The following is a 12182-nucleotide window of genomic DNA, read 5'->3' on the forward strand; positions in this document are numbered from 1 at the left end:
AATAATTTTAGGTGGGGGCGTGGGGATATCAGCAATTTTCGCCCTTGTAATTCCTTTGGCTGAAAATGAATTCACAGCTACCTTATTCGTATTAATATTCCCTGCTATCTCATTAATTTATTTCATTCATTTATTGCGTTCAAATATAAAGAATACAGGAAGTTTATTTACTCATGTAGGAATTTTTATTGCATCCATCATATTTATACCTTGGATTATACTATTCCTTACAAGTTAGCACTGAAAAGCATCTTAAAAGGTGCTTTTTTCTTTTATATAGTAATATAATTAAAAACAACAATCTACCTTTCGTTGATTCCCCATATAATAAGTATAACTGTACAGAATGGAGTTGATAGTATGGATGGATTTTTCGAGCTAATTCTTCTTGGTCTTATTGTATTTATATTGATTATTTCTTTCTCTGCTTTTATCGAACAAAAATATCCTGAAAAGCCAGGGCTAAAGTTTGTACTACCTACAATTCTTATTGCTATGTCCTGCTTAACCTTTTATGTGTCTGCATTCCTTTTTGATGGTTGGTTTATTATAGGAGTAAGCGTTTTATCCACAACTGTTTTTATAAGCTCCACAGTTGGTTTTATTGCATCTGTATTTATACATAATAAAAAAGAACAGTAATTTTCTACTGTTCTTTTAATCAAATCTATCATTTTCTCCTAATACCCATTTCAAAGCTAAAATTTGCGAGCTATTTTGCAACAATTCCGAACGAAAGACTTGTCTATCTATTTCCCCTTGCTTGTAAGAATCCCGTATAGCATTCTCGTTGGCATCCAAATCTTTAATCTTATCTCTTATCTCCTGCTCTGCTGTCATCTCCAAAGCTGAATTAAGCGATAGTATCATTGATTCATTTTCCAAGACAACAGATTGCAGGACATCTTCAGGAATTTTTTTATTATTGAACGCATTTTTATAGTTTCTAATCGTTAGGAAACAAGATTGCATTTCGTCCTGTATTTCTTGAATTGTTTTCATGTATTAGCTCCTTTATTTTCTTTTGTATCGTTTGTACCAATCTTTATATGAATAATCATCACAATAAGACCATTTTTGCCCACCGTTTAATAATGATTTTTCTTCTGCTTCTTTATCTTTAACATATGTATTGTAATAATAGGTAACTTTCCAATCACAAATGTCATATTGGTCATATAGTTTTTTATATGCACTTCCGTTTGCAAGCTCACCTTTAAACTTTCTAACCTTTCGATTGGCAAATTTTCTTTCTGCTTTTTGATTATCTTTTACACATGGTACTTTTTTATAGCTTCTACTCATATATATCACATCCCTTTCTTAGGGACCATTATTTGGTCCACCTAATGGACTGTGAAATGAGGAATTCTCATTCTTGGTTGATGCATCTGTATCATATATTCCACCTCCTTTACTCTCTACATACACCTATTCAATCGTAACAAAGTGTTTAAATACCATTTGTCTTTCTACATTATCTAATCCATAGGCATATTTATCTGTAAATTCTTTCCAATTTGTACTTTCATTCAAAGTATCCATTTTTACTTTCAGAACTTTTTCTAATTCTTTTTTATTGATAGAAGCCTCATATGTTTTTCCTTCAAACGGAAGAATAACTTCTAAGTTTTCTAACGCAGGATTCTTTTTAAAGAGTCTCGTTGTTTCAATTACAAACAATTTATCAATCTTATCTCCTGTACTCCAATATTCTTTATATGTTTCTTCTTTTAAATCTTTCATTGCAGAGTTTTCAGAGACAACAGCCTGATAAGAATCATAGTAAGTTAAGGTAGCATGGGTATCAGCCACATCAATTTTCTTGATGTATTCTCCACCCATCATTAGATTCACTTCATTTATGAATTTATCTTTTTCAAGCTTTGGCTTTTCTTTTTCTTTGCTATTATCATCTTTATTTTCTTCTGTTTTATCTTTTTTCTTATTTTGAGAATCTAAAACTTTTTGCAATTGCTCTTGTGTTAATTTTGTAGTTTGTGTTTTTTTTTCTTCTTCATTATTCCCACAACCTACAGAAATGGCTAACACACCTATGCTTAGAATTCCTAATAGACACCTTTTTGCAGTTTTATTCACGACATCAACTCCCTTATTTAATTTTATTTATTTTATCGACTAAAGTCAATAAAAGAGTTTTATAGAATATATGCCTTTTTGTTATCCTCTATTAACAAAATCATCTTTATAGAGGATTATTTAGCAATAAATCAAATAAAAAAAACACAGATTCTATTCAGAACCTGCGTTCAATTTATTCTCTCCCTCAAATAAGGAGATATTTTATTTTTTATCACTTTCTCTGACAACTCATCTAAGTATGTTACATACACTAAATCCAGATTATAATACTTACATAAATCTATTTTTTCCTTATCTCTTTCCTGCCTTCTCTTCAGTCCTTCTTCTCCACCCATGAACGGAATAGGTTTGTAATGTTGTTCCCCCTGATACTCAATGACAAGCTGTAATTCTTCAATATAGATATCCGCTTTTAGATGGTCTAACTCATATTGATGAATAACCGTGTATCCAGGAAAAATCCCTTTAATTAATTCTAAAAGTTTAATTTCAGATGTCCACTTTTTCCCTATTGCAAAGTACCCCATTTGAGTTCTTATAACATTTTCACAGTATCGTTTAAAATCTTTAGAGGATTGCTCGTCCAGAACCAGTCGTCCCCCATATTGCTCTTCTGCAATTAGAAGCGGGACAATATCCCCAGGAATATGCTTCGGGTAGCAAATATCTCTAAATCTATTATCTAATCCATAAGAATAGGACAATGCCTTTATATAATATCCATAAATAGAATAAAACTTTGTTTCATTCATTGTTTTTCCATGTCCATACTTCGGACAAACTTTATTACAGATGTGGCATAAGTTATCTTCGAATTTAATGTTTTGAATAAAGATTTCCATTAATTCCAACTGTGATGCTTTCGGAAGACCACTAAACGATAAACGTTCTTTTACTTTTAAATAATTTTCAACACCTTGCTTTTGACACGAACAATAAAATAAAGGGCCATCTTTCTCTTGTTGGAAGGCATGAAATACTCCCATTCTTGTAGGATAGTGAACAAATGGATATGGCAACTCTGGTTCATATTCGACAAATACTCCTCTTGTAATCTCAGGTATCATTTCTTTCGGCACAATTTTAGAACGCATGGGTTCACCTTCTCATTTTTATTATTGATAGATTACTTGATAACCATCTTCTTCTAATAAACGCCCTACAATCCCCCTATGACACTTATCTTTGTTCTCGCAATAACAAACCAATACTGCATTTTCTCCTGCCTCTAAACGCTGCTTAAGACGCTTATACGCTTTTTGAAAGTCCTTTCTTTCTGTTGCTTCTTTAATAAACGATTCTTCATACAAATCATACCATGTCCCTGTATTTCCTTTTTCCAATTTCTCTTTCTCTTCCTCTGTAAATTTTAACTTTTTCCATTTATCTTTTGTTTGAAAAAAGAGATGTAAGGATGGAGATAGATGTGGTACATGAACAAATCCTTTTCCGACCATAATCCCTTGTTTTATACTTCGGGTAATATGCAGACGCACAGCATATGGATGTAGGTCAAATTCGTGTAAATTCTCAAATGATGTAATACAAACAAACCCTTTCACTTTGGTTTCCCCCTTACTTTTTATAATCAAAGTAATAGATACATTTATATATCTTTCCCTTTGCAAACGAAATCCTCATTCACTCTCTTATTTTTCAGCACCTTCGAATATATAATATAAAGTACACATTAAATAAGGCGTTTCTATGGAAAACTTTATTAAAAAGAGATGCAGAAAATATGTAACCTTATACAATCAGGAGGGATTTCTATGTTAACTATGAACGATGTATATTATGGGAAAATTTTCATTGAAGAAAAGTTTGATAGCATGTTAGCTGAATATGGTGTTATAGTTCTTGGTGCTTATAATAAAGACTTAGGTTGCTTTGAAAATTGTCTAATGTCAGGTGTTGTTAATGATAAATTGAAAAAATTAGCACAAGATAACATCTTAGGTTTTGATGGTGTTGTGGTTAATCAATTAGATGGACTAACCACACTTTTAAAACGACAAGCTACTATGTAAATCTAATTATTACAAACAAAGGTCTTATACAATACATGTAAGACCTTTGTGATAAGAAAAATACTTATCTATTCTTGTTCTTCAATCAATATAATTGAATGACCAATTCGATTTAGTTCCTTAGCATTTTTCAATGTTATTGAACTTTCTTGATTCTGCAAAGTAGCATCTACAACAATTAATTTTGAGCGAGATAGTAACATAATTACTCCTTTACTAAGCGAATTCTGAAAAATTTCTTTATCAAAAAAGTGAACATTCGATTTACATCCATCAGGGAAAAACTTATCTTCATCCCCTAAAATTGTTACCTCATCATAACAAAGACATTCTTCAATAAAACCACCTATATCACTCTTTTCTTTCTTATACGTTTTGAGTTGACACTCGTTAAGTACGTCTAATAAAGGATGCGAATTCGTTGTTTTTACTAAACCAGTTCTCAGCATTTTTTCGACATCGAACGGAACGTCATGATTCACTTGAATAAAAGACAAAATATCTGCATCTGCTTGAGAATATGAATCAAACGGAATAGCGTTCCAAGAATCTCCCCAAAAACCATGCATGTTTTTAGTAGGAATACCTCCTACATAAGACCTTAACTCTCCATCATCATCCATCGCCAAATACTTAGGAGAACCTACCAAGAGGTCTTTATTGCTATGTATCTTTACTAATAAATTCATTTGCTGTTCATTTAATTTCATAAACTCCACTCTCCCATTCTAATTATCCACAAAATTTATTCACGCTATAAAACTTTTATCATGTAAAAAAGACCACAAAACAATATTTGCAGTCTCTTGTACGGATACTATCAGTGCTTATTTCTTCTGGAGAATTTCTTCGTATACAACTTTAGACCAATTTTCTAACTTGTCTTTAATAGATGGTAGGTCTTCTTTATCTACCCAAAGCCCTTTAATCACGCCTTCTTCTTGGCTTTGAATATCATCTGTACGTAATTCTACCATATAAACAAATCCTAAATGGTCATCTTCTACACCGCCAGATAGTTTGATTAACCCTTCTAAATGAATAGATTCAATCATTTCTGAAGTAATACCCGCTTCTTCCATTAACTCTCGATACAAACCATTCTCAATCGTTTTAAACAGGTCTACATCCTTATTGCTTACGTGGATATCTTCTTCACCTACATGACCACCAAGCATCCCCATTTTTCCAATCAATCGAATTTCACCACTATTACCTTCTCGAATAATAAAGAAGTATTTGTTTTGATGTTTTACAATTACATATGGAATGGGATGTCTTTGCACCGCATTGTATTCAAGGATACTTCTTCGGTCCACTAATACAGGAACGGTTTGCATAGCATCAATAATTGCTTCCATATTTGTAAATCCAGTTGGAACAAATGCCACTTCTGATTCCTCAAAGTAAATAATACGTTCTTTTGTGGAAGGCTTTAACTCCTCTAAAATAGATGCTTTTTCTTCATGTAAAGCTTTTAACTTCCATTTATCTGTTTCTACTTTGATTTCTTCAAGAATTTTGTTTAATTTTTGTTGCATCCTATTCACTCTCCATATATTCAATCTATATTAAGAGTAAAACATTAATTAACTATAGTCAATATAATTTAATTCATTTGAGCTTCTTTAATTAAGAAGTATACCGCAAACAATACATGGACAATACTAACTGAAAGAAATACAAATTGCGTAAATATAGATGCACAATTCATTGAAGAATAAATATAACCACTATAAGACAATGCAGAAATCGTTGAAAAAAGCACACAATGATTCATACCCATCACCTCTTTTCCAATCTGAAAATTTATTTAATTCATTATAGAAAAGTTGAGTGATTTTATTCGTTTAATCAGCGACGACAAAAAAGACCTTGACAGATGTCAAAGTCTTTTAACTATATTCTTACATGCTCATTGCTTCTTTTGTTTGTTGACTAAATGTACTACATAAAATCTCCAGTTCCTCTTCAGATAAGATACTCTTCTTCAGGTCGATTTCATTTGTAACACCAATTTCATAAGCGTACCCATAAATTTTAGCTAACAAAATCTCCCCCGCTTCCGAAAGGTCTGATTGAGGTGTACCAGATAAAGTGTACATATCATTCGCAATCTCATCTACAAAAGCATTTTTAAATAAATTCTTTTTCTTAATTTGATATGAATTATTTTTAATACTATTTAATGTTGTTTTTGTTACACGATGATTCTCTTCGTAAACACACAATGAACGGTTTACAACTTGGAATGCATCATTTAATACATTACCCATAATTTCATATACACTTCTTACACTTTCTTGACGAAGACTTTCTCTTACTTCTTCTGCCACATCATCATCAAATAAGTTTACATTCGCCATAACAGGAAATGCTTTTAAGCTTGTTCGTAAATAAAAGCTTTCAGCGTATTTATCCTCTGATGGAATACGACTCATAATACTTCTTTTAATGCCTTCTTTATTTAAAGCTCCCATTTGTTCCAAACTACTTTCTAATGATTCTTCAAAGATTTTAATCAATTGAATCCAGTTAGCTAAGATATTGTCTCTCACTTCAAAATACTCAACTCTTGCTTCCTTGACGTATTTTGAAAAATCTTTATATATTTCAATTGGTAAATACTCATTATCATAACCAATTGCCATACTTGCTTTCATTTTTCTCACTTTTGCTTCAATGCTTCTTAGCTTTTTCTCATAATCGTTTGGAATGAAATTCAATCTTCCATTTCGAATATAATTCTTAAAGAAAGAACCCAACTCTTCAGATTGACTTACATCTACCCCAAATAATCCAGGTGTAACTTCTACATAGTTACGTAAACGTCCCACATGAACTTTTACTAAAACACCTTGTTTCTGTAAATATTCATCTACATTTTCTACAGTTACATTTACTCCATCATCTTGTAATCCTTGTAAAATCTCTTCTGTTTGTACTGTGTTAACTGTTTTCATTATGTACACTCCTTTTTAATTTTCAATACCTGTTTGATGATTAAACCAAAGTTATGAAGATAACTTCATTCTAACTCTCAAAAATAAAAATGTCAAATTTTAACATTTAAGTATTGATTCAAGTTATTAAAGTACCTGTTTTTTATATTCCCTTTATATTAATTAAATTTCATAGGAGATATTCAATGAATTATTGTTTTTAGCAAATAAAAAAAGCCCGCATTTTAGCTGACTTTACTTTCGTCTTATATAATTAAGTGCTGTTCATCTTCGTGTTATTTGTCATGCGTTTTTCTTTAAATGTCAGATACTCCATTCTGAAAATAAATAAAAAAAATGCTAATCCATAACATTCTATGACTACGTTTTCTCGTTTTGTAAATAAATCAAATGTAATAATTGTAATTCCTGTTAGGGGATACAACATAGGAACTACCTCTGAAAATTTTATCGTTCTTTTTCTTTTCATGAAGTCTCCCCCTTTCGGCTGTTATAACAATACATTGAGCAGGAGCGTCAGAACCATTTTGACGTTCCGTTCATTCGCTCCTGGCACCTTGTTTGTCATGACCCTATATCATATACATTTCATTATACTTATATTCAATTTTTCATTAATGAAACAGTTCTACCACTTTATCTTTTGTTTTTGTCATTACATTTTCACCAGTTTCAGTTGCTTTATCTGCAATGTGTTGTGTATCAACAATTTTATTTTCTTCTCGTTTCTTATCAAATTCCGTTGCGAATGTATTTACTTCTCGCGATGAGTCTTCTGTTAAAAGCTCCGATAACCCTAATTTTTCATTCAAGTCTTTTGGTCCCCAAACAAACCCCGCTCCAAATAAAATCACAATCGCCATAGCGACTAAAGCTAATTTCGCAAATTCTTTCACGATAAACCCAATTATAGCAAGAACGGCAATTATAATGATGAATACAATAATCATGTTCATAGTATCACCTCCTTACTTGCTTTCTGTGTACATTTCGTCTTTTTGATATAAAGATAAGAAGCCCTTAATATCCTGCATAATTTCATCATGTCTCTCAGCATATTTTTTTGGAGGTTTTAATTCGCAAATCCTTTCATAACTCACTTCGACTTTTCTTATGTTTAAATCAAATTCCCTTTTCTTTTCCTCTGTTGATAAATTATTTTGACGTACTTGTCCCATTCCACTTAATGCACAGTGAGAAATGGATACTAAATTATTCAAATACTCCTCGTTGCTTTCTTTTTCATATTCATCTGAAAAGAATCGTATAATGGCAAAATATGTTGGTGGTTTTTTATCAAAAAATAAATTAAATAAAACCACTAAATAAAATACAATACCAAATCGGAATAACTTCTCGTACAAAGGAATTGCTCCTTGAAAGGCTAAGAACATAAAAAAGAATGATAATACATAAATAGCGTGTTTAAAGCATTGCATAATAAACTGTTTTTTCATGAAGTCACCCCAATCTTTATTTTTTATACATATTAATGTACTGCATTTTATCCCAAAACATTCCGCATGGTAGAACCTACTTTTTATTGACTATTGTCAATAAAACACATATCCTTAAAGTATGGATTTTTTAATTCATAGAAAGGAGATGGTAATAATGAAATTACAAAAAAGATGGTTATTATGTGGTCTATTTTCACTATGTACACTCCCTCATATCGTTCATGCAGAATCAAAAGAACCAATTAATCATGAATCTGTAAAAAAAGAACCCATAAATAATGTAGAGAAAACATTTATGCAAAAACATACTTCTATAGAAGGTTGCGAGATTAGTGATGAAGGTAAAGATATTATCGAGGATTATATGGTTAAAAAATATATGCCTATCGAGGGTTGCGAGGTGGTAAAGCCTCTTCCTGTTGAATGTGATATTAATCATGAAAAACCTGAACCTCCACCACCTGAACCTGCTCCAGAAGTGCAAAAAACTGAACCACAACCAGTAAAACAACCAGAAGATACCACTCAAGGAACCGATAATGTAGAGGTTCCAAAGCCTGAACAACATATTGAAGAGAAAAAAGAAAATCAAAATGTTGAAAAAGTTGATAAAAAAGTAGTTCAAGAGAAAAAACAAGTTCAAAAAACACAAGCTGTAGAGCAAGAACCAAACTCTGAAACTCTACTAAAAGAAAAAGAAGTTTCAAAAACTACTATTATTAATAAAGGAGCTTCTATCGAGATGACGGCAGACGAGCGTTATTGGTTAGAAAAGTTGGTAGAGGCTGAAGCGGCCGATGAGCCATATGAAGGAAAAGTAGCTGTTGCAACAACAATTGCATATCGAGTAGACGATAAAACAGAGTTTCCTGATACAGTGATGGAAGTCATTAAAGCTCCTAAACAGTATTCCCCTTGGATGGATGGTGCTATTTACAAACGAACGCCAAGTGAAGAAACAAAACGTGCAGTAGCAGAAGTATTCGACAAAGGTGTAAGGAATTTACCTGAAGGTACTGTATACTTCTATGACCCACGATACGCTCCTCATAACTGGATGGAACGTACAAGAGCATATGTAACGACAATTGGCAATCATGTCTTTTGTTCTATACATGCAAAATAAGGGATGAAAACCTGAACGAAAAACAAAAAAGGCTCGCAATAAGCGAATGCCTTTTTTATTTACATATTATATATTTTAATTCCACTTTACTATGCAATAAGCTTTTTTTCTTGCACATTAACAATCTCTAAAACCTCTGGATTCTTATGACAAATATATACGTCTCCCTGTGTCTTACTATAATATTTAATTATTTTATTCAGATTATTTGTTACAACATCTTCAATTTGTCGTTGAATACAATCAGATTCATATGTAATTCTGTCTTCAAAATCTGAAAAGAAAGATTCATTGCTATCTAATCGCAAATTCAACTCTTTATACAACTTTCTTACAGATGCTTCACCTTCTAAAATTTCCAAAATCACATCATCCACATCCATATAATCAGCTAAATTGATTCTAACCTCTTTTTCTACCTTATCTAATAAATTCTGTATTTCTTCTTTTGATGTACTATCAAAAACATCTTCTTCCTTTATAGCAACTGAATAAACAAAATCCCCATAATGACTTGCTACTGAGAAGTTTTCAGTCATATAAATACCATAGCCTTCTGTTAGCTCACATTCTTTATATACCGCTAATTCCTTACTGATTTTAAATTCATCAAATACACGATTTGAACAATGAAATAAAGTTACCATAAAATTAAACATCTCCTGTTTTATCAAATTTTAAAAATACCTGTTTTGTATAATCTCTGTATTCTATGTATTTGAATTAGGAGTTATAATGCATTATGATTAATCTCAGATAATCTGATGATTTTATTGTGTAGTTATATGAATAAAGTTAATTAGTGATGTATACCAGGAGTTGAAAGTATGACAAAAAAGGATATAACGGCTGAATTAATCAATATATGGAAAGAAGAATACGAAGCAGGAGCATCCTTTCGGAAAATTGGTGAAAAACATGGTGTGTCGAAAGCAACTGTAGGAAAGCATCTGACTGGTGTCGTTACCTTTAGAGAAAAGGCTCCTCATAAGAAATATGCTGATGAATGGTATGAACTTTATTTATCAGGATGGAGCAAATCTGCTATTGCGAAAAAATATAACGTTTCGGCTGTATCTGTTGGCAAAATTCTACGTACTGAAAAAGGAGTAGAGATGCAAGGTCGAAAAAAAGAGTTGATGCATTTACTACCTACTTTTAAATCCTTATATCAAGAAGGATATGACTTGACTTATATTAGTGATAAGACAGGTGTATCCAGGCAAGCCATATTGAATTACTTAAATGACGCAGGAGTTGAAATTCGCTCATATAGTGAATCCTCTCGAAAATATGAAGTAGATGAAGAATTTTTTGAGAAAATTGACTCAACTTATAAGGCTTATATATTAGGATTGGTATTTAGTTCTGGAAACCTACTGGAGCACTATAATTCTTACTCCTTATCCATGGTTGTAAAAAAAGACAGGGTCTCGATATTAGAAGAAATATTTCAGGCTTTGACAAACAAAAAGACAGAAGAATTACTTTATGTCTCAGCAGATAATTGTTATAAAGATAGAATTTGTTCTTTAAAATTGTATAATGCTCTAAAGAAATTAGGATTAAATTTTAGAAGAAACATGACATTTCCTCCTCTTGAAGAAGAATTTTTAGTACCTTTTCTGAAAGGATATTTGAAAGGTGCTTCAAGCTTTGCATCCAAACGGGGATATTTGACCATTAATTCTGAGCTACTTTTCTATGAATCGTTAGTGGATTCCATTTCATCTATAATAGATATTGATAAGAAATATCTTCGAAAACACAAATACGCAACTGCCAGTATTACTGTTTATCAGAAAGAGTCCGTTGAGAAAATTAAGAATTTCATTAATAGCTAATTGTTCAATATAAAAAAGACTTCTTCCCCTAAAAAGAGAATGAAGTCTTTTTCTTAAACCGCTTCTTGTAAAACGTCATGAGATATTTCTCTTACTTTTGTTTTGAACATCTCTACGTCATTATTTGTACCTGACATTTCGAATTTCATCAATACAGGAATCCCATATTGTTTTGAAATCTTATCTGCACTTGCTCCGAACATATCTCCCCAATTTCGATTACCACTCGCTACTACTCCTACTAAACTCTTACTGTTTTTCTTCAAAAAGGCTAATACCTCTTCTGGAACTGCACCAAAACCAGTTGTGTAAGTGATAAGTACATATTTTTCATTAACAAGTAATTCGTCACTAATTTGCACAGTTTCTAATCCTGTCTTTCCTACAAATCTTTTTACATTTCCAGTTTTTGAAGCATACACTATTAACATTTTAATCTCCCCTTTATCATTTGATACGTACATATATACCTAATTTATGAATTCTTCTTATTCTACTTTTCTTTCTCATCTATTATCATGTTTAGCAAGAATATTCCCCATAGCAAAAAGGTGAGAGCTGAATTATTTTGATATCACATCTAATAATCGTATAATACATACATGAATATATATAAAGTTTAGGAATATAAAATATAAGGATTATATAAGATGTAT

At 31.5% G+C, this 12182-nt stretch carries 18 protein-coding genes; 4 read left to right on the forward strand and 14 right to left on the reverse strand.

Going from position 1 to position 12182, the window contains the following annotated elements; all coding sequences use genetic code 11:
- The first annotated feature begins 360 nt into the window (after positions 1–360).
- Complete coding sequence (locus MHB52_RS33120; protein WP_061662256.1) at positions 361–642, forward strand: YesK family protein; 282 nt, start codon at positions 361–363, stop codon at positions 640–642.
- Positions 643–657: 15 nt separating this feature from the next.
- Here MHB52_RS33120 and MHB52_RS33125 read toward each other — a convergent pair whose 3' ends face one another.
- The 5 genes from MHB52_RS33125 to MHB52_RS33145 all read right to left on the reverse strand — a co-directional run bounded on the left by MHB52_RS33125 (position 658) and on the right by MHB52_RS33145 (position 3665).
- Entirely contained in the window at positions 658–1002 is a 345-nt protein-coding gene (locus tag MHB52_RS33125) for a hypothetical protein (RefSeq protein WP_061662255.1), read from the reverse strand.
- Between the two features lie 12 nt (positions 1003–1014).
- The gene (locus tag MHB52_RS33130) at positions 1015–1305 is read right to left on the reverse strand and encodes a hypothetical protein (RefSeq protein ID WP_061662254.1); all 291 of its coding nucleotides are present in this window, start codon (positions 1303–1305) and stop codon (positions 1015–1017) included.
- A 126-nt stretch (positions 1306–1431) separates the two neighbouring features.
- On the reverse strand, positions 1432–2100 hold the full coding sequence (locus MHB52_RS33135; RefSeq protein WP_061662253.1) for a hypothetical protein: 669 nt from the start codon (positions 2098–2100) through the stop codon (positions 1432–1434).
- Between the two features lie 170 nt (positions 2101–2270).
- Positions 2271–3197 (reverse strand): hypothetical protein, encoded by a 927-nt coding sequence (locus tag MHB52_RS33140; protein WP_061662252.1) that lies wholly within the window; start codon positions 3195–3197, stop codon positions 2271–2273.
- A gap of 21 nt (positions 3198–3218) precedes the next feature.
- Entirely contained in the window at positions 3219–3665 is a 447-nt protein-coding gene (locus MHB52_RS33145) for a DUF488 family protein, N3 subclade (protein WP_242306481.1), read from the reverse strand.
- Positions 3666–3875: 210 nt separating this feature from the next.
- Here MHB52_RS33145 and MHB52_RS33150 point away from each other — a divergent pair, with 210 nt between their 5' ends.
- Positions 3876–4133, forward strand: a complete 258-nt coding sequence (locus MHB52_RS33150; protein WP_000957072.1) for a hypothetical protein — start codon at positions 3876–3878, stop codon at positions 4131–4133.
- A 68-nt stretch (positions 4134–4201) separates the two neighbouring features.
- Here MHB52_RS33150 and MHB52_RS33155 read toward each other — a convergent pair whose 3' ends face one another.
- From MHB52_RS33155 to MHB52_RS33185, 7 genes are all read right to left on the reverse strand, one after another.
- Complete coding sequence (locus MHB52_RS33155) at positions 4202–4843, reverse strand: hypothetical protein (protein WP_061662250.1); 642 nt, start codon at positions 4841–4843, stop codon at positions 4202–4204.
- Positions 4844–4960: 117 nt separating this feature from the next.
- Positions 4961–5674, reverse strand: coding sequence for an NUDIX domain-containing protein (locus tag MHB52_RS33160; protein ID WP_061662249.1), 714 nt, complete (start codon positions 5672–5674; stop codon positions 4961–4963).
- 68 nt (positions 5675–5742) lie between these two features.
- The gene (locus tag MHB52_RS33165; protein WP_170951652.1) at positions 5743–5913 is read right to left on the reverse strand and encodes a hypothetical protein; all 171 of its coding nucleotides are present in this window, start codon (positions 5911–5913) and stop codon (positions 5743–5745) included.
- Positions 5914–6040: 127 nt separating this feature from the next.
- Positions 6041–7096: a hypothetical protein gene (locus tag MHB52_RS33170; protein WP_000859801.1), complete on the reverse strand. Its 1056-nt coding sequence runs from the start codon at positions 7094–7096 to the stop codon at positions 6041–6043.
- Between the two features lie 253 nt (positions 7097–7349).
- A complete protein-coding gene (locus MHB52_RS33175) occupies positions 7350–7565 on the reverse strand; it encodes a hypothetical protein (RefSeq protein ID WP_061662248.1) in 216 nt (71 codons plus the stop codon).
- Between the two features lie 145 nt (positions 7566–7710).
- Positions 7711–8052: a hypothetical protein gene (locus tag MHB52_RS33180; protein WP_061662247.1), complete on the reverse strand. Its 342-nt coding sequence runs from the start codon at positions 8050–8052 to the stop codon at positions 7711–7713.
- Positions 8053–8064: 12 nt separating this feature from the next.
- Positions 8065–8553: a hypothetical protein gene (locus MHB52_RS33185; protein WP_061662246.1), complete on the reverse strand. Its 489-nt coding sequence runs from the start codon at positions 8551–8553 to the stop codon at positions 8065–8067.
- A 157-nt stretch (positions 8554–8710) separates the two neighbouring features.
- Between MHB52_RS33185 and MHB52_RS33190 the strand changes: the two genes are divergently transcribed.
- Entirely contained in the window at positions 8711–9682 is a 972-nt protein-coding gene (locus MHB52_RS33190; protein ID WP_061662245.1) for a cell wall hydrolase, read from the forward strand.
- An 89-nt stretch (positions 9683–9771) separates the two neighbouring features.
- On the opposite strand, the gene MHB52_RS33195 is transcribed toward MHB52_RS33190, so the two are convergent.
- The gene (locus MHB52_RS33195) at positions 9772–10329 is read right to left on the reverse strand and encodes a hypothetical protein (protein ID WP_061662244.1); all 558 of its coding nucleotides are present in this window, start codon (positions 10327–10329) and stop codon (positions 9772–9774) included.
- Positions 10330–10509: 180 nt separating this feature from the next.
- Here MHB52_RS33195 and MHB52_RS33200 point away from each other — a divergent pair, with 180 nt between their 5' ends.
- Entirely contained in the window at positions 10510–11526 is a 1017-nt protein-coding gene (locus MHB52_RS33200; protein WP_061662243.1) for a hypothetical protein, read from the forward strand.
- A gap of 53 nt (positions 11527–11579) precedes the next feature.
- Here MHB52_RS33200 and nrdI read toward each other — a convergent pair whose 3' ends face one another.
- Positions 11580–11957, reverse strand: coding sequence for a class Ib ribonucleoside-diphosphate reductase assembly flavoprotein NrdI (gene nrdI, locus MHB52_RS33205; protein ID WP_061662242.1), 378 nt, complete (start codon positions 11955–11957; stop codon positions 11580–11582).
- Positions 11958–12182: the final 225 nt, after the last annotated feature.

It is taken from the genome of Bacillus sp. FSL K6-0073 (assembly GCF_038006085.1).
In the GTDB taxonomy this organism is placed as follows: Bacteria; Bacillota; Bacilli; order Bacillales; family Bacillaceae_G; genus Bacillus_A; species Bacillus_A cereus.

Bases quoted from the DNA above. Each gene is read 5' to 3' on its own strand.
- MHB52_RS33120 (WP_061662256.1), top strand. From the start codon at position 361: ATGGATGGATTTTTCGAGCTAATTCTTCTTGGTCTTATTGTATTTATA.
- MHB52_RS33125 (WP_061662255.1), bottom strand. From the start codon at position 1,002: ATGAAAACAATTCAAGAAATACAGGACGAAATGCAATCTTGTTTCCTA.
- MHB52_RS33130 (WP_061662254.1), bottom strand. From the start codon at position 1,305: ATGAGTAGAAGCTATAAAAAAGTACCATGTGTAAAAGATAATCAAAAA.
- MHB52_RS33140 (WP_061662252.1), bottom strand. From the start codon at position 3,197: ATGCGTTCTAAAATTGTGCCGAAAGAAATGATACCTGAGATTACAAGA.
- MHB52_RS33150 (WP_000957072.1), top strand. From the start codon at position 3,876: ATGTTAACTATGAACGATGTATATTATGGGAAAATTTTCATTGAAGAA.
- MHB52_RS33155 (WP_061662250.1), bottom strand. From the start codon at position 4,843: ATGAAATTAAATGAACAGCAAATGAATTTATTAGTAAAGATACATAGC.
- MHB52_RS33160 (WP_061662249.1), bottom strand. From the start codon at position 5,674: ATGCAACAAAAATTAAACAAAATTCTTGAAGAAATCAAAGTAGAAACA.
- MHB52_RS33165 (WP_170951652.1), bottom strand. From the start codon at position 5,913: ATGAATCATTGTGTGCTTTTTTCAACGATTTCTGCATTGTCTTATAGT.
- MHB52_RS33170 (WP_000859801.1), bottom strand. From the start codon at position 7,096: ATGAAAACAGTTAACACAGTACAAACAGAAGAGATTTTACAAGGATTA.
- MHB52_RS33175 (WP_061662248.1), bottom strand. From the start codon at position 7,565: ATGAAAAGAAAAAGAACGATAAAATTTTCAGAGGTAGTTCCTATGTTG.
- MHB52_RS33180 (WP_061662247.1), bottom strand. From the start codon at position 8,052: ATGAACATGATTATTGTATTCATCATTATAATTGCCGTTCTTGCTATA.
- MHB52_RS33185 (WP_061662246.1), bottom strand. From the start codon at position 8,553: ATGAAAAAACAGTTTATTATGCAATGCTTTAAACACGCTATTTATGTA.
- MHB52_RS33190 (WP_061662245.1), top strand. From the start codon at position 8,711: ATGAAATTACAAAAAAGATGGTTATTATGTGGTCTATTTTCACTATGT.
- MHB52_RS33195 (WP_061662244.1), bottom strand. From the start codon at position 10,329: ATGGTAACTTTATTTCATTGTTCAAATCGTGTATTTGATGAATTTAAA.
- MHB52_RS33200 (WP_061662243.1), top strand. From the start codon at position 10,510: ATGACAAAAAAGGATATAACGGCTGAATTAATCAATATATGGAAAGAA.
- nrdI (WP_061662242.1), bottom strand. From the start codon at position 11,957: ATGTTAATAGTGTATGCTTCAAAAACTGGAAATGTAAAAAGATTTGTA.